General features: G+C 62.7%; 14 protein-coding genes and 1 tRNA gene. 5 read left to right on the top strand and 10 right to left on the bottom strand.

The window, feature by feature from the left end; all coding sequences use genetic code 11:
- Positions 1-96: 96 nt before the first annotated feature.
- Positions 97-1,485, bottom strand: a complete 1,389-nt coding sequence (locus J2Z17_RS06350) for a nucleobase:cation symporter-2 family protein (protein WP_209943272.1) — start codon at positions 1,483-1,485, stop codon at positions 97-99.
- Between the two features lie 271 nt (positions 1,486-1,756).
- Here J2Z17_RS06350 and xth point away from each other — a divergent pair, with 271 nt between their 5' ends.
- The gene (gene xth, locus J2Z17_RS06345; protein WP_209943270.1) at positions 1,757-2,542 is read left to right on the top strand and encodes an exodeoxyribonuclease III; all 786 of its coding nucleotides are present in this window, start codon (positions 1,757-1,759) and stop codon (positions 2,540-2,542) included.
- Positions 2,543-2,744: 202 nt separating this feature from the next.
- The gene (locus tag J2Z17_RS06340; RefSeq protein ID WP_209943268.1) at positions 2,745-3,395 is read left to right on the top strand and encodes a hypothetical protein; all 651 of its coding nucleotides are present in this window, start codon (positions 2,745-2,747) and stop codon (positions 3,393-3,395) included.
- A gap of 57 nt (positions 3,396-3,452) precedes the next feature.
- On the opposite strand, the gene J2Z17_RS06335 is transcribed toward J2Z17_RS06340, so the two are convergent.
- From J2Z17_RS06335 to J2Z17_RS06315, 5 genes are all read right to left on the bottom strand, one after another.
- Entirely contained in the window at positions 3,453-4,187 is a 735-nt protein-coding gene (locus J2Z17_RS06335; protein ID WP_245223908.1) for a tetratricopeptide repeat protein, read from the bottom strand.
- Between the two features lie 573 nt (positions 4,188-4,760).
- Positions 4,761-6,038: an OmpP1/FadL family transporter gene (locus J2Z17_RS06330; protein ID WP_209943263.1), complete on the bottom strand. Its 1,278-nt coding sequence runs from the start codon at positions 6,036-6,038 to the stop codon at positions 4,761-4,763.
- Positions 6,039-6,395: 357 nt separating this feature from the next.
- Entirely contained in the window at positions 6,396-9,239 is a 2,844-nt protein-coding gene (locus tag J2Z17_RS06325) for a valine--tRNA ligase (RefSeq protein ID WP_209943261.1), read from the bottom strand.
- A gap of 119 nt (positions 9,240-9,358) precedes the next feature.
- The gene (locus J2Z17_RS06320; protein WP_209943260.1) at positions 9,359-10,138 is read right to left on the bottom strand and encodes a PopZ family protein; all 780 of its coding nucleotides are present in this window, start codon (positions 10,136-10,138) and stop codon (positions 9,359-9,361) included.
- 257 nt (positions 10,139-10,395) lie between these two features.
- On the bottom strand, positions 10,396-11,046 hold the full coding sequence (locus tag J2Z17_RS06315; protein ID WP_209943754.1) for a protein-L-isoaspartate O-methyltransferase family protein: 651 nt from the start codon (positions 11,044-11,046) through the stop codon (positions 10,396-10,398).
- Positions 11,047-11,441: 395 nt separating this feature from the next.
- Between J2Z17_RS06315 and J2Z17_RS25370 the strand changes: the two genes are divergently transcribed.
- Positions 11,442-11,564 carry a hypothetical protein gene (locus J2Z17_RS25370; RefSeq protein WP_280923343.1) on the top strand — a complete coding sequence of 41 codons (123 nt, stop codon included), beginning with the start codon at positions 11,442-11,444 and terminating at the stop codon, positions 11,562-11,564.
- Positions 11,565-11,822: 258 nt separating this feature from the next.
- Here the strand turns inward: J2Z17_RS25370 and J2Z17_RS06310 are convergent, their stop codons facing one another.
- Complete coding sequence (locus tag J2Z17_RS06310) at positions 11,823-12,272, bottom strand: hypothetical protein (protein WP_209943258.1); 450 nt, start codon at positions 12,270-12,272, stop codon at positions 11,823-11,825.
- A 440-nt stretch (positions 12,273-12,712) separates the two neighbouring features.
- On the opposite strand from J2Z17_RS06310, the gene J2Z17_RS06305 reads away from it, so the two are divergent.
- Positions 12,713-13,054, top strand: a complete 342-nt coding sequence (locus J2Z17_RS06305; RefSeq protein ID WP_209943256.1) for a hypothetical protein — start codon at positions 12,713-12,715, stop codon at positions 13,052-13,054.
- Between the two features lie 730 nt (positions 13,055-13,784).
- On the opposite strand, the gene J2Z17_RS06300 is transcribed toward J2Z17_RS06305, so the two are convergent.
- A tRNA-Cys gene (locus J2Z17_RS06300) sits at positions 13,785-13,858 on the bottom strand.
- A 371-nt stretch (positions 13,859-14,229) separates the two neighbouring features.
- Here J2Z17_RS06300 and J2Z17_RS06295 point away from each other — a divergent pair.
- Positions 14,230-14,448, top strand: coding sequence for a hypothetical protein (locus tag J2Z17_RS06295; RefSeq protein ID WP_209943254.1), 219 nt, complete (start codon positions 14,230-14,232; stop codon positions 14,446-14,448).
- Positions 14,449-14,506: 58 nt separating this feature from the next.
- Here the strand turns inward: J2Z17_RS06295 and J2Z17_RS06290 are convergent, their stop codons facing one another.
- Together J2Z17_RS06290 and J2Z17_RS06285 are read right to left on the bottom strand one after the other, a co-directional pair.
- Positions 14,507-15,883: a sensor histidine kinase gene (locus tag J2Z17_RS06290; protein ID WP_209943252.1), complete on the bottom strand. Its 1,377-nt coding sequence runs from the start codon at positions 15,881-15,883 to the stop codon at positions 14,507-14,509.
- A complete protein-coding gene (locus tag J2Z17_RS06285) occupies positions 15,883-16,542 on the bottom strand; it encodes a response regulator transcription factor (protein WP_209943753.1) in 660 nt (219 codons plus the stop codon). Before J2Z17_RS06285 ends, J2Z17_RS06290 begins: the two co-directional genes overlap by 1 nt.
- Between the last annotated feature and the right edge of the window lie 20 nt (positions 16,543-16,562).

Below are 16,562 nucleotides of genomic sequence, written 5' to 3'. Positions count from 1 at the left end.
AGTGGGGCCGCGGCTTTCCGTCCGCAAATGCGAAAAACAAAAAGCTGGAGCACGGCGGCAGACCGGATCTGCCGCCGCTATTGTTGTGTCCGGTCCTCAGGCGCGCGCACCCAGCTTAGCCGGCGCCTTTGCGGCAACCGGCGCCCGGTCCGGGATTGCCAGCGACAGGATGATCGCGGTCAGCCCGGATAGCGTGATCGGGGTGGCAAACACCTTCTGGATCAGGTCGGGCATCTGCTTGATCGCATCCGGCACCAGCGTCACCCCGAGGCCGAGCCCGAACGAGATCGCCATGACATAGACCTTGCGCTGGTCGATCTCCTGCGAGGCGAGGATGCGAATGCCGGCCACCGCGATAGAGCCGAACAGCACCAGCGTCGCGCCCCCCAGCACCGGCTTCGGGATCAGCATGAAGACACCGCCGATGACCGGGAAGAAGCCGAGCACCACCAGGATCGCCGCGATATAGAGCCCGACATGGCGACTTGCCACGCCGGTCATCTGGATGACGCCGTTGTTCTGGCTGAACGTGGTGTTGGGGAAGGTGTTGAAGATCGCCGCGAGGCCGGAATTGAGCCCGTCCGCCAGCACGCCCCCCTTGATCCGCGACAGATAGAGGTCGCCCTCGACCGGCTCGCCCGAGATCACCGAATTGGCCGTCAGGTCGCCGGTCGTCTCGATTGCCGTAATCAGGTAGATGAAGGCGATCGGGATGAACAGCGACAGGTCGAAGGACAGCCCGTAGCGGAACGGGATCGGCAGGGCAAAGATCGGCTGGCTGCCGAGGCTTGAGACGCTGACCTTGCCGAGCAGCGCCGCGACGATGACGCCGGCGATCAGGCCGAGCATGATCGCCGAGATCCGCAGCAGCGGGCTTTTCTGGAAGGTGAAGAAGACGATCACCGCGACCACCAGCAGTCCAAGCCCGATATTGACGGGCGCGCCGAAGGCGTCGCCCGCGCCCACTCCGCCGGCAAAGTCGGTGAAGCCGACCTTGACGAGGCTGAGACCGATGACGGTGATGACGATGCCGGTGACCGTCGGCGTGATGATCCGGCCCATCCTGTCGATGAACTGGCTGAGGATCACCTCCACCAGGCAGCCGACAAGGCAAAGCCCGAAGATCATCGCCAGGATATCCTCCGGCGTGCCGCCGCCGGCCTTGACGCCGAAACCGGCGGCGAGCACGGCGCCGAGAAAGGCAAAGCTGGTGCCCTGCAGGCTGAGCAGGCCGGAACCGACCGGACCGATGCGCCGGCACTGGATGAAGGTCGCCACGCCGGACACGAACAGCGACATGGCGATCAGGTAGGGCACGTGCTCGCCGAGACCGAGCACACCGCCGATGACGAGCGTCGGCGTGACAATGCCGACGATGCTGGCGAGAATGTGCTGGAAGGCGGCAAGCAGTGCCGGCGCGGGTGGTGGCGTGTCCGCCAGGCCGTAGATCAGGCCGGATGGCGGCGCTCTGTCTTCAATCGTCATGGTCGTCCCCTCTTTATGTCGGATCCTTGATCCTTTTTTGGACATCTCGTCCGGGCGCCTGCGCCCTCCCAAACACCGGCATCTCGAAGTTGAACCACAGCGACCGGCAGATGCAACGGCAAACTGACGGTTGCAGGCGCCGGCTGCTGACATTCTTGGGGCTTGCGGCTGGGGATGCCGCACAGGCCAGCTTTCCTCCGGCCGCCGCCTCGACTACAAACAGGAACGACCGCGACCGGCCTGCCCGGCGCATCCAAGAAAGGCGAGCCTCATGAAAATCGCGACCTGGAACATCAACGGCGTCAAGGCGCGCATCGCCAATCTGGTGCAATGGCTTGAACAGTCGGCGCCCGACATCGCCTGCCTGCAGGAAATCAAGTCGGTCGACGAGGGTTTTCCGCGCCTGGAGATCGAGACGCTCGGCTATCACGTCGAGACGCACGGGCAGAAGGGCTTCAACGGCGTGGCACTGCTGTCGAAAATCAAGCCGGACGAGGTCAATCGCGGCCTGCCGGGCGATGACACAGACGAGCAGGCGCGCTTCATCGAAGGCGTGTTCAGCGTCGAGGGCGGTGTCTTCCGGGTCTGCTCGCTCTATCTGCCGAACGGCAATCCGGTCGACGACCCGGTCAAATATCCCTACAAGCTCGCCTGGATGAAGCGGCTGAAGGCCTTTGCCGAGCAGCGCATGGCGCTGGAAGAGCCGCTGGTGCTGGCCGGCGATTACAACGTCATCCCCCAGCCCTTTGACTGCCACGATCCGGCGGTCTGGGCCGGCGACGCGCTGTTCCTGCCGACGACGCGGCAGGCCTATCGCGAGCTCGAAAATCTCGGGCTCACCTGCGCCACCCGCGCCAGCACCGACGAAACCGGGCTCTATTCCTTCTGGGACTACCAGGCCGGCGCCTGGCCGAAGAACAACGGCATCCGCATCGATCACCTGCTGCTGTCGCCGGAAGCCGCCGACCGGCTGGCCTCGACGGCGATCGAGAAACATGTGCGCGGTTGGGAAAAGCCGTCCGACCACGTGCCGGTCGTTGCCTGGTTCAACGCCTGAGGCCCCGGGGCTATATCGGCCGCTCGTCACCCGGCCGGATCGTGCCGGGACGCAAGCTACGATCCACCTTTCTGCTGCAAGGTCCCCTTGCGGCTTCCGGCGCCTCCCCGGCCCCAAAAGTCGCCGGTTCTGCCCTTTCCCATCCCCCGCCCCCTGGCAGATCCCGTGGCGCGCCTCGTTCGAGGCATCCAGGAGAAGACTCATGGTCGACATTGCATCGATACGCATGACATCGGCACAGACGCTGATGAAGGTACTCAGCGAGAACCCGGTGGAAACGGATACGTCCACGCAGGACGATGACGATTTCAGCCCGGTCGCCAGTTCCTACCTGCTGCAGAGCTTCGGCGTCGGCAGCAGCGAGGACGGCTCGGACACCTCGCTCTATGACCAGTTTGCCGCCCGCCTCGGCATCGACGCCAGCCAGACGACCGACACGGCCGACGAGACCGACGCCGCGGACATCGATACCGACGACTTCATGCAGAGCCTCAAGGACAAACTGGAAGAGATGCTGAACACCGCCGACGGCAAGCAGCAGGCGCAGGAGATGCTGGAAGCGCTGTCTAACGGCACGCTGACCGTCACCGATGCGGCGGCCGGCACCACGGTCACGGCCTGGGATGGCGCGGGCGACACGGCGAGCGCAGACAAGACGGCCACCCGGACGACACCCGCCGACTGGACAGCCTTCCTGCGCTCGGCGCTCACGCGCAACAGCGATGCGACCTATCTGCGCGGAGAAACCGGTGCCTATGTCGATTCGACGACGGGAAAGAGCGCCTATTTCGGCATGGTCGGCGGCACCTACGCCTACATAACCTGGCCCCAGGCAGACACCGCGGGCGCCTGACGGCGTATACCGATACTTTAAAAGATGGGCCGGATAGCCTCCGGCCTTTGATCATCGTCAGTCGCTGTCGCCGGCATGGATGGTCGGCGCCAGGGCGACCGCGACGCGGCGGTCCTTTTCATTGGCGACCGAGAAGGCCTGCTCCTGCAGCGCCTGCATCCAGAGGCAATCCTTGGGCGGACATTTCTCCAGCGCAGCGGTCATGTAGGCGAGACCGCTGACGGCGTGGCCTTCCTGGAACATCAGATTGCCGAACACCGCCATGGCGCCGGGATGTCCCGTCTTGCGGGCCAGATTCAGCCACTTCTTCGCCTGGCGCACATTGGCCTTGCCGCCTTCGCCGGCCAGCAGCATCTGGGCCAGCTGGAACTGCGCCTCGGCAACGCCGAAGGTGGAGGCGGCCTGGAAATAGAGCTGGCGGGCCTGGGTAAGGTCGATCTTGATCGGGCTGCCCTCGATGCCGTCGTGATAGTAACGGGCAAGCGACATCAGCGCATAGACGAAGAACCCGGTATCCTTCGATCCCGGCTCGACGCCCTGATTGGCAATCTTGGAATAGATCTTGAAGGCCTCGAAGTCGTCTTTGACGACGCCGTCGCCATCGGCATACATCTTGGCCAATGCGTATTGGGAGGCGGTATGGCCTTTTTCGGCGGCATAGCGGTAGGCTTCCACCGCTTCCTTCGTCTGGCCAGCCTTTTCGGCCCCGAAGGCAAAGCGGAACAGCGCGACCGGATCGGATTCCTTGCTCACGCCGGCATTGATGTCGAAGGCGAGACTCGCCGTCGTCATCGACAGAAATGCCGCCAGAGCCAGACAGGTCTGCGCCGGCACCCTTAACCCAAAATTAACCATAGTTTCCTATGTCTTCCATCTCCAAACGGCGGTTACCGGGCTTCCGCGGAAGCCGGCCCCTTTTCGCCGTGCCCAGCTTGGCTGAAAACCGTCAACATCCGGTTCACATCCAGCGAGCTTCGCCACCCCTCTCGCCCCAGGCATCCCAAGTGCCCGAAGCTACCGGCCATTTCAGGCGAGACTGCGGCTCCTGGCCGAAGGCTGCCTCGAAATTCCCGAGCCCTCACGCAAAGTCCCCGGAAAGCCGCTACTTTCCTCCACCACCGCGCAGGTTGCCGATGGATGCCTTTGCACGCGAAGCCCGAGCCTTCGCCGATTGGCCATTCTGCTGCGCTTCGTTTGTGGCGGGAAATGGACAAAACGCCCCGGCCACCGATCGCCGACCAGACTTGCCCGAACTGTTGCATTTTTGTGACAAAAACGCTGACCGAAACCGTTGTCGCCGCAAACGAAGACGCGCAAAGGCCCGGCCGAAGCCGGGCCTTCACAAGGTCAGATCACATGATGAGCTTAGAAAGCGATCCGGTAGGAGGCGTTGACCGCGTAGGCCCAGTCTCCGTCGACGGTGGCGTCGAAGTCTGCACCCTTCGCCACAGACTGGCTGCCGCTGGTCAGGTACGAGACTGCGCCTCCAAAGCGGAGCTGGCCGGGGCCGACGTCAGCCTGCAGGCCTGCTCCGATCGTCCAGGTATCCGTATTTATGTCCGCTCCGGTGCTGACGCCGCGATCCCACGTGAGGCTGATCGCGCCGCCCACCGTGTCGGTGAATTTATGGCCCACGCCGCCCGAGATCGTCCAGCCATCGCGCCAGAAGAAATTCTTCTCCTGATCGCCAAAAGCACCATCGATGTTGTAATTGAGGGTCTGCAGCACGCTCCAGTCCGTCCATTTGGCCGAACCGAAGACGAGCCAGCCTGGCGCTACGCCAGTCTGAAGGCTCAGTTCGAGCGACTGAGGCAGAGTACCGGCTCCTGATGCGGAATAGTCGCTCCCCAGATTATAGCCAATATTGGCCAGAGACGCCAAGCCGGGGCTGTAGTCCCCATCAGCCTTCTGTTCTACCTCAGAGCGATACATCAACTGCGCGCGCAGCGCGTATTCCTTGATTTCATAGGCGGCACCGATACGATAGCCGAGCGAGCCGTCGTCCTTCAGATGCAACTTGCCGAAGTCCTTGACTTCCGTGTAGTCGAACGACTGAAGGAACAGGCCGCCAATGATGTAGAACTGCCCCTTTCCAGCCTCGAAGTTCGCCGCGCAGGTACCGCCAAATTCGTTCGAGTCGAACGATGCCTTCTTGACGGCGTTGCCGTTGCTCCAAAGGTTGTAAAGATTGTAGCCTGTGCCGGCTTGGAACGCAGGACTGCTGGGATTATAGGAGGGGCTGGCGGGGTTGGCGATGTCGGAGTACGGCGCGTAAGCCGCAACGGAAGCTCGATCGCCTGCCCGGTCCGCATCCTGCGCCTGCGAGCCGTATTCCGACTTGGCTCCGAACGGTTGCGTGTAGGTCAACGCGCAGGAGAAGTTGTCGGAAAATCGAAACTTCGCCGCGACCGACGGAATGGCAAAATTCCCGGTAAAGTCGTCGTCGGTTCCATCCACTCCGCTGATCGTATCGTAACCGCGCTGCGGGCTCACATAGGTAACGACCGCTCTCCCGGCCATGGTCCCGTCTTCGAACAGGATATCCGTGTCCGCTTCGCCGCGCGAAAAGCCGCCTGCTTGCGCTGCACCCGCCAGTGCCGATCCGCACGCCAGGCCGATCAATGTTGCCTTGAACAGTTTCATTACTTGGTGTCTCCCCCATGAGGCATCTGTTGGACGCCATCTTATCCATTCGGGAAACGCTCACAACAATTAGTCGTCATAGTCGCCAGCGGCCAAGGTGGCATTTTTTTGACGTATGCACGTCACGATCACGTTATTTTAGCGGCATTTTGAAAAATAGTTCCCGACCAGCCGGCAAAAAGCGCGATGTCGAGAATATCTTACCCGGATACGGGAAATGTGTGCCTGAGGGGCAACAATGCGATAATTGCAATTGTGCATTGCACTAAAAGCATAGCTCGCAGCAGAGCCGGCTCTTGCGCGGCTGGAAAGCGGCCGGAGCGAAACCCCGGCCGCTTGGGACACGGACCGGCTTAGTCAGCCGGCTTCGGCGATTCGGCTCAGCGCCACCTGCAGGCTCGCCTTCTGCTGCTCGAGCTCGGCAAAGCGCTCGCGCTCGGCGGCAACCACATCCGGATTGGCATTGGCGACGAACTTCTCGTTGTTCAGCTTGCCGGTGATCCGGGCGAGATCCTGGTCGACCTTGCCGATCGCCTTTTCCAGCCGCGCCGTCTCGGCACCGACATCGACCAGGCTGCCGAGCGGCAGGCAGATCGTCGCCTCGCCGAGGACGATCTGGGCCGAACCCTTCGGCGCCTCGTCGGCAAAGGTGATCGCGTCGACGCGGGCAAGCCGCTTCAGCGCCGCCTGATGGCGTCCGATCCGGGCGCCGGAGGTTTCGCTGGCGCCGACGACCACCAGCGGTGCCACGGCACCGGCCGGAACATTCATCTCGGCACGCACGGAGCGGATGCCGGTGACCAGCTCGATCAGCCAGTTGACGTCGTCGGCCGCCGCCGCATCCTGGAAATCGGGCTCCGGCCAGTCGGCGTGGCAAAGCAGCGCGTCGCGGCTCTTGCCCTCGCCGGCCGTATGCGCCCACAGCTCTTCGGTGATGAAGGGCATGAAGGGATGCAGCAGCTTGTAGGTCTCCTCCAGCACATAGGCGGCGCAGGCCTGTGCTTCGGCCTTGGCGTGCTCGTCATCGCCCATGAAGACGGGCTTCAGCAATTCCAGATACCAGTCGCAGAACTGGTTCCAGACGAAGCGGTAGAGCGCACCTGCCGCATCGTTGAAGCGATAGGTCTCGATCGCCTCGGTGACCGCGCGCTCGGTGCGGGCAAGCTCGGTCAGGATCCAGCGACTGACGGCAAGCGTCGTCTTCTCCGGCGCAAAGGACGGATCGGATTTCGCGCCGTTCATCTCGGCAAAGCGGGTGGCGTTCCAGAGCTTGGTGCCGAAATTGCGGTAGCCGGCGATGCGGGCCGGATCGAGCTTCACGTCGCGGCCCTGGGCGGCCATGATCGCCAGGGTGAAGCGCAGCGCGTCGGCCCCGTATTCGTCGATCAGCTCGAGCGGGTCGATGACATTGCCCTTCGACTTCGACATCTTCTGCCCGTCCTTGTCGCGCACCAGCGCGTGGACATAGACGGTCTCGAAGGGTTCGACGGGGTTGCCCTTCTCGTCCTTCATGAAGTGCAGGCCCATCATCATCATCCGGGCGACCCAGAAGAAGATGATGTCGAAGCCGGTGACCAGAACATTGGTCGGGTAATAGCGGGCAAGCTCCGGCGTCTCGTCCGGCCAGCCGAGCGTCGAGAAGGGCCAGAGCGCCGAGGAGAACCAGGTGTCGAGCACGTCCTCGTCGCGGGTCAGGATCTTTTCGGGCTCGAGGTTCTCAAGGCGCTCCTCGACCCAGGCCTTCCACGGGCCCTCATGGGCGATATAGTGCTGGATGGCGGCGTCGAGCGCATCTTCCTCGGTCTTTTCGACGAAGACCTGACCGTCGGGGCCATACCAGGCCGGGATCTGGTGCCCCCACCAGAGCTGGCGCGAGACGCACCACGGCTGGATGTTTTCCATCCACTCGTAATAGGTCTTGTCCCAGTTCTTCGGCACCAGCTTGGTGCGGCCTTCGCGCACCGAGGCGATGGCCGGTTCCGCCAGGGTCTTGGCGTCGACATACCACTGCTCGGTCAGCCGCGGCTCGATCGGCACGCCGCCGCGGTCGCCATGCGGGACCATGTGCTTGTGCGGTTCAATCTTGTCCAGGAGCCCCGCCTCTTCGAAGATCTCGACGATCACCTTGCGGGCAAAGAAGCGGTCCTGACCTTCCAGCCGATCCCAGGCACCGTGCAGGGCGGCCGGATGATCGAGGCCTTCGAGAAAGTCCTCGTTCTCCTTGATGAAGATCGTTCCATCAGGATTGAGGACATTGATGACGCGCAGCCCCGTGCGCTTGCCGACATCGAAGTCGTTGAAATCGTGGGCGGGCGTCATCTTCACCGCGCCGGTGCCGGCGGTCGGATCGGGATAGCTGTCGGCGACGATCGGGATCTTGCGTCCGACGATCGGCAGGATCACATGCTTGCCGACCAGATCCTGATAGCGCTCGTCTTCCGGATTCACGGCAACGCCGGTATCGCCCAGCATGGTCTCGGGCCGGGTGGTGGCGACGACCAGATAGTCTCGCGTTTCCCATTCTATCGCCTTGCCGTCCTCGTCGAAACCCACCGGATGACGATAGGTGACGCCCTCCTCCAGTGGATAGCGCAGATACCAGAGATTGCCGGCGACCTCGAGCTGCTCGACCTCGATGTCGGAGATCGCCGTCAGAAGCTTGGGATCCCAGTTGACCAGACGCTTGTCGCGGTAGATCAGGCCTTCCTTGTAGAGCGAGACGAAAACTTCCAGAACGGCCTTGGACAGGCCTTCGTCCATGGTGAAGCGTTCGCGCGACCAGTCGCAGGAGGCGCCGAGGCGCTTCAGCTGGTTGAAGATCAAGCCGCCGGACTCGTCCTTCCACTGCCAGACCTTTTCGATGAAGGCTTCGCGGCCCATGTCGCGGCGGCCGGGAAGCTGCTGTTCCATCAGCTTGCGCTCGACCACCATCTGGGTGGCGATGCCCGCATGGTCCATGCCCGGCTGCCACAGCACGTCCTTGCCGCGCATCCGCTCGAAGCGGATCATCACATCCTGCAGCGTATTGTTGAGCGCATGGCCCATATGCAGCGATCCGGTGACATTCGGCGGCGGGATGACGATGGTGAAGGTGTCGGCACCGGCCTTGGCATTGGCCCCGGCGCGGAAGGCTTGCGCATCGTCCCAGCCCTTGGCGATTTTCGGTTCGACGGCGGCAGAATCGTAGGTCTTTTCGAGCATTGTCCGGCCAGTTTTTTAAAATTTCAGTGTGTGGGTTCTAAATAGGACTGGTCTGGGCAAGTCAATAAAAAAGCCGCCCCGGAAGGAGCGGCCCATTGACCTTGAAGTGGGTGAGGCGGTCAGCGACGCGGGCCGCGGGCGACCCGCTCGATCTCTTCGCGCACCAGCCGCTCGACCATGGTCGGCAGATTGTCGTCGAGCCAGGACTGCAGCATCGGGCGCAACAGTTCCTCGGCCATCTCGTCGAGCGAGCGGCGCTGCTGGCCATCGACGGCAGCGGCAAGATCGGAAAAGGACTGGGCAACCAGCGCGCCCGTCTGCGCCGACACCAGCGAGGCGTCCACAGGTGCTTCCATCGTCTCGGCCCGTTCATCCTGCATCGGCATCTGTTCCGCGACCTCGGCCATTTCGGGCGACTGCTCAACCGGCTGCGCGACCGGGCTGAGGACATAGGGGGCTTCCGTGACCGGGCCGGAACTGCGCAGACTGGCAAGCCGGCTGGTCATCACCGGGCTGTCCTCGACAGGCGCCGCCTGGGGCTGGGGCTGGGCCGCCATGTCGGGCGCCAGGGACACTTCGGCGCGCTGTACCGTTGCGCGCACCCGGGCGGCGAGATCGGCCAGCGATACGGTCTTCTGTTCGGGGGCCAGCGGGCTTTCGACGCTGACGGCCAGCGGACCGGCATCGTTTGCGGCGTCGAAGCTCAAGGTCGCGGCGTCAAGCTCGTCATCCAGGCTGCGGGCGCTGTCGTCGAGTTCCACCATGTCGTTTTCGACATAGATCGACGCGCCGTCGGCCGAAGCCCGGTCGGGACCGACATCATTGCTCTCGATGATCTTGCGGATCGAGGCAAGGATTTCCTCCATCGACGGTTCGCGCGCTACGCTTGGCTGTGCCATTTCAGTCCCCGTTTCTTCGAAAAGATACCCCGCTGCTGGCCGCACGCCGGCAGACGAATCGACTTCACCCTAGGATACTCGGCTCTCGAAAAAAATCACGCCCCGCTAAAAAGCAGGTCCCGATACACAGGTTTTCCGGCCGGTGTGGCATCTTTGGAGAGCGTGCAGGCACCCTGACGGAACGGCGATGAAAAACGGCCGGCAACCCCTGGAGATACCGGCCGCGCAAAGGGAAGACGGCGGTCAGGCCGCGATGGTCAAAAGACGAATTCGGCGGCGCGGCGGAAGCCCGGCAGCGGCTTGACCGCGGCATTGAAGCTCTCCGACATCGAATAGCTGTCGCCGGTCCTGACCAGCGTCACGGCGCGTGCCGCATTGCCGAGGCCCAGCACCGTCACCAGCCGGCCACCCTGACGCAGCTGGCCGATCAGCGCGGAGGGAATTTCCTCGACCGCGCCATTGACGAAGATCAGGTCGTACGGCGCTTCCGACGGATAGCCGCCCTCCAGGTCGCCGGAGACCACGGCGGCGTTATCGCAACCGAGTTCGGCCAGCGTGGCGGTCGCATTGGCGGCCAGCACCTCGTCGCTCTCGACGGCGACGACCGAGCCTGCGAGATGCGACAGCAGCGCCGTCGCATAGCCGGCGCAACAGCCGATCTCCAGCACCACGTCGTCCTTGCCGATCTTTGCAAGCTGCAACAGCTTGGCGAGCGGCGACGGCTCCATGACGTAGCGGCCCGGCGCCACCGGCATGTCCTCGTCGATATAGGCAAGCGGCTTCAGATTGTCCGGCAGAAAGGCTTCGCGCGGCACGGTCAGAAACGCGTTCAGCACCGAATGGGCGGTCACGTCGGTGGTGCGGATCTGGTTGTCGACCATCTTCTCGCGCGCAGCGGTAAAGTCCATCATCTCGGTAAGCCCTATCTCCAGCCGGATTCTCTCGTCCCCTCGTGTCTTAAATCCCGCAAGGCCGGCTTTCAAGTCGCCAAGCGAGCCAGCCGTTCGATTTCCAGCCGGCGCACCGGGCAGCAGGCATGCGCTGCCCATCCCGACCTGCCGTCTCACCGCTTGCCGAGCGCTGGCGGAATCAGGCGAAGACTGCGGATTGGGAGAAAGCCGCGCCAGCGGTTGCTTGATAAGCTTGCGCGCATCCCGAAGGTTGAATCGCAGGCCCGAACAGCGCGTTTGAGCCCTCGCACCAGCCTCGGCCAAGCTTCGCGGACGAAGCGGAAGGCGTCCTTGCCGGCCACCGGGCGAGGTCGAGTTTGCGCATAGGATGGAAAGACTTGAGGACATACGACATGGGTTATGATTGGGATGGCACACGCACGAAACGGATGAATCTCGCCAAGACGCTCGGCTTGATGTTCCTGCTATATTCGGCCGCCGCCGGCCTGGCGGTGACCGGCTCCCTGCTGCTTTAGGCCGGGCGCCGGCCCGCAAGCCATCCCCCGCTTGCCGCCCTGCGGCGAGAGCAGCGACGGCGTGAAAACAGCGCAAACTTCTTCAAAGACATTCTGAAAGAGATGCAGGCCACGCCCGGACCCGCTGATTATTCGTTTATTCAATGTCTTAGCAAGTGATTGCCATACGACCAAACATTTAAAACTGCGAATGTTTTCAGCGTCGCTTGCCACACTCTGCCACACCTCGACCAGGTTCCAGGCCTGGGCTAGCCGCGCTTACGACGCCAGTGAAATCCAGACGTCCATGGCGCACAGGGGAAGGTAGATTGCTGTGATGACCGCATAGTATTTTCTGTCGCGCAGGAAGAACGCTAAAGCGGGAAGGATGATCATCGGAACGTCTGTGATAGCCCAGGCTGTTTCAAGCGGGCTTTGGAATCCGAAGACGTTCACAACTAGCCCGAACAACAGAAAGGCTGTCAGCGAAATCAACGCAAAGCGCCCGTCCTGCTCGAAATACACACGCAATCCCTGATCTTCGTCCTCACCGCGACTGGGCAAAATTAGCGCTGCGGTGACAAACAGCATCAGGGTCATCAGAACCAGAAAAATGAATTCGCTGAACGCAAATGTCTGCCGAAGCGCAGACAACTGATTGATCGCCCACCAATACTGCAGTTGCATGATGAACAAGATGCTGCTCCAGGCGAGCGGCACCCAATCCATGGGCGACTTCCTTCGTATGCGAAAAATGGTCACAAACCCGGTTAGAAGGCGGGTCACGGACAGGCCGAGGACCATCGAGATGACTGTCGCGAGAATCGGAAAGTTCATGAACGTGCCATTTTTGCGTATCAACCGGCTGCGACCGCACGGCTCGACGACACTATATTATCTCCTGTTGCCGTCCAGCTCCGCTCACACGCAAGGGCGCAGATAGCCGTGCCAGGTTGCCCTTTGTAGGTGTGGCTGCGATTGTCAAGATCTTGATAGGACGCATGACGTCTGCGTACAGACGGCGCCTTTCCGATATGACCAGCGCCTCAGATTTGGCATCCGCTAAGCATCAAGCCGTCGAACTTCCTCACTCCGGTTACCTCACCCGGCTCTTCTAGGTTGCCATCTGGTGAAGATGCCCCATTTGCTCGAGCATCAAGGAGAAGCCCATGAAAATGAAAATCATTACTGCGTCCACCCTCGCCCTCGTTTGTCTTACGACGGTCGGCTGCGTCAGCGAAGGCGGATCTTACGTCGTCCAGGACTCCGGTCCACGATATTACCACGTGGATCGAGGGGATCGTGACCGAGGCCGCCCCGATCGCGATCGCCATGATCAACGCTATGACCGCCGAAGCGACGGCCGACGCGGCCACGAGGGATGGCGCGACAAGGATGGTCGTGAAGGCTGGAATGGTGATCGCGCTCGTCGCTCGCGGCACGAGAACGTCCAAAACGGCCGCTGGATCATCCGTGACGGGCGTCGGATCTGGGTGCCTGAGCGCCGCTGACTTCAGCTACAGAGCAGGTGGCGGCGCCCACCTGCCCTCGCGACTGTTGGTGGTCCCGAAGGGCCACATATAAAGCGGCGATAACAGCCGGTTAACCGACCGGTTCGCCACCAACTTTCGCGATATATTCCAGACCCACGGCTAACCAGCTGTGCTAACCGGCATGTTAAGCATTGAAATAAAGTAGGAAACCATCGTGTGAGGCATATCGGCAGATATCGCTCTGCTGCTGAAGAGAGCAATCAAGACTGCCAGAAATTACCGCTGCATTTTGCTCCCTCCCTAACCGAGCCGGCATTTACATCATTCCGATGGACTAAGGTCAACAAACGCTCGACCATTCATCCCCCGTGAAAAACGTCACGTTGAGCACCGGCTTAGAAGGCCAGGGCCGACCTCGGAATTTTCAGGCTGTCTCGTGCCATCCGTTGACCGTGCCAGCCTGTCTCTCCTTGAGCAATCTCGAATTCGTGTAAACCGTTTCCACCTGCGGACGCCTGTCTTGCCGCATGCGCTTGTTCCATATTCGTTCACGGTAGCAGCGCTGCGATGAGCGACCCCTAAAATACGAATGGAATGCAGTATGGTAGACGCAACGAAGACCTCCGACCAATCCACGCAGAGCATTCTTGCCAGCACGTCCGCTGCAAAAAGTGCGGATCGTTCGGTTATGACCGGAACGGCCGCACCGACGGGGTTCCATGCTCTTCACGGCTATCAAGGGAGGTATTGGAGGCCTCGCCCGGAATCGAACCGGGGTGCAAGGATTTGCAGTCCTCTGCGTAACCACTCCGCCACGAGGCCGATCCAAATCAAAAGTGCGTGTGGTGGCGCGGATTTAGACGGGTTCCAGACAAACCGCAAGAGGGATTTTCCGAAAATCCGGTGATTTTGCAAGGCCACCGTCGATCCTCGCCGCGCATCGTTGCCCGCAAGGTCCGGCAGATCACGGCCACCGCCGGACAGCCCCCGCTCTCCGCCGCCTCAGAAAGCCGCCCGCCCGGCATTCCATCGGCTTCAGATCCCGCGTATATTCGCAGGACCGGATACGGGTAAGGCCGCCGAAACATGATCGAAAACCAACAGAGCGGCCTGCCAGGGAGACTGCCCGAAATGCCACTTCGCCACCGATCCCGCCCAGCGGCCGTGACGGCTCCGACCCCGATCGGCACGCCATGCAGATGATTTCGGAAAAGCTGCGGGCGACCGGCCCGTTTTCCTTCGTTCGCCTGCTCGTCGATATCGAAGGGCGCCCGTGCCGGCAGGAGGACGCCATGGCGGTGCGCTACGAGGTGCAGGATGCGCAAGGCAACGTGATCTGCAATTGCCTCGACGAGGAGACCGCCGTGACGGTCGCGGCCGCCCTCAGCGCCTACGCACCGCTCAATCCCTGATCATCCGTGCCTGAAAACCGCCGGACGCCGTCGTTGCGGGCTGCCGCCACGGCGCTCGTTAAACGGCTGCGGCCTCGCCGCCGTCAAACCGCAGCTGAGCGCAAAACAGCGCCGCATCGCGCTGTTCGACCGGTGTCGCGTCGGTGGCAGAAGGGTCGCAGGTCAGCGTCAGCTGCGCACCCATGCTGGTCAGCAGCCGCTCGACGATCGAAAGCCCGAGGCCCGAGCCGGGCCCTGCCCTCTTGCCGCGGGTGAAGCGGCTGCGCATCGCGGCGATTTCGCCCATGGTCATGGCCCGCGCGCCATTCGTCACGGAAATCGTCTCGCCGTCGAAGGAAATCGTGACCGGGACGTCCGGCTCGCCATGGGTGATGGCGTTTTCGACAAGGTTGCGGATGACGATGGCGAAGGCGTCGGGATCGACGGGGCGGACCAGGGCGGCATTCGCCGGACTGTGATAGCGAATTGGCCTGCCGTTTGAATCCCTTGCCTTGAAGTCTTCGACAACCGAATCGAGCACTTCGACCAGATTGACAGCGTCGGCCGACGCGCCGATCCCGGCCTCGGCGCGCGACAGCTGCAGCAGCTTTTCCGTCAGCGCCGTCAGCCGCGTCAGCGCCCGGTTCACCTGCACGGCGCGGCTGCGCTGTGGCCCCTCCTCCAGCGAGCGGATCAGCAGCTGGGTCTGTGCCAGGGCGCCTGCCAGCGGCGTGCGCAATTCATGCGCACTGTTGGCGGCAAATTCCCGCTCCGAATCGAAGGCGGAGCGTAGCCGGGCGAGCAGATTGTTGACCGAGCGGGCGATCGGGCGCAATTCGCGGGGCAGTTCGGCGATCTCGATTGCCTCCAGATTGCCGCTGTCCTTGTCGGCGATGGCGCCGCGCAGCCGGTCGATCGGCAGCAGGCTGCGGCGCACCACCAGCCAGACGAGCAGGATCGACACCGGCACGAGCAGCACCGCCGGCAGCAACAGCGCCTGCCCGCCCTCGATCAGCGCCTGGCGGCGGTGGGCCAGCAGGTCGGCGATATGAACGTACAGCGCGCCGGAATTGGCCGAGACCGTGTAGAACCGGTAGCGCTCGCTGGTCGCAAAACCGTCGCGCAGCGGTGCATCGAACGGCGTCGTGGTCACGTCGTGCGAATGCATGACGACCTTGCCGGTCGCGTCGCGCACCTGGTAGGTCAGATAGCCGTCGCCGGTAAAGCCGGTCAGCGGATGCAGGTTGATCGCCTCGTGCATGTCGGGCTGGCGCTGCAGGTCGTCGACCACCAGCGGTGCCAGGCGCAGCGCCGTCTCCTGCAGGGCGCTGTCGAAGATCTCGCCATATTCCTCGTGCATGATGACGATGCTGAGCGCCACCGCCATCGCCCAGAACAGGCAGACCGCGACGGTGATCGCCATGATCAGGCGGACCGTCATGCTGGGATGGCGCATCAGCGCCCCCCAAGCCGGTATCCGAGACCGCGCACGGTCTCGACCACCTGCCTGCCGAGCTTCTTGCGCAGCCGGCTGACATAGACCTCCACCGTATTGCTCTCGACCTCGGAGCCGAAGGCATAGAGCGCCTCGTCGATCTGCTGCTTGGAGACGATCGCGCCCGGCCGGTCGATCAGCGCCTCCAGCACCGCCCATTCGCGGCTGGAGAGTGCCACGTCCTTGCCGTCCAGCCTGGCGATGCGATCGTTGAGCTGCACCGTCAGCGGTCCCCAATGCAGGGCCGGCGAGATGCGACCGCCATAACGGCGGCTGACGGCCAGGATGCGGGCGCTGAGTTCGTCGAGATCGAAAGGCTTGACCAGATAATCGTCGGCGCCGCTTTTCAGCCCCTCGATGCGGTCGGAAATCTGGTCATGGGCAGTGAGGATGATGACAGGGGTGTCGACGGAGCGTCGACGCAGCGTGCGCAGGAAATCGACACCGCTCCCGTCCGGCAGCCGCAGATCGAGCAGGATCAGCCCGTAGACGACGGCACCTGCCGCCGCACCGGCCTCGCCGAGGGTCCCGACCCAATCGACCGCATGGCCCGAGCTTGCCACGTGATCGCGCACCGCCTCGCCCAGAACGCTGTCGTCTTCCACCAATAATACGCGCACATTACCTCCGCCGTCTGTCT

This window comes from Heterorhizobium halophytocola (genome assembly GCF_017873095.1).
Classification (GTDB): Bacteria; Pseudomonadota; Alphaproteobacteria; order Rhizobiales; family Rhizobiaceae; genus Allorhizobium; species Allorhizobium halophytocola.
Note: the sequence above shows the minus strand (reverse complement) of the source record. Positions and strands in the feature narration are given on the sequence as shown.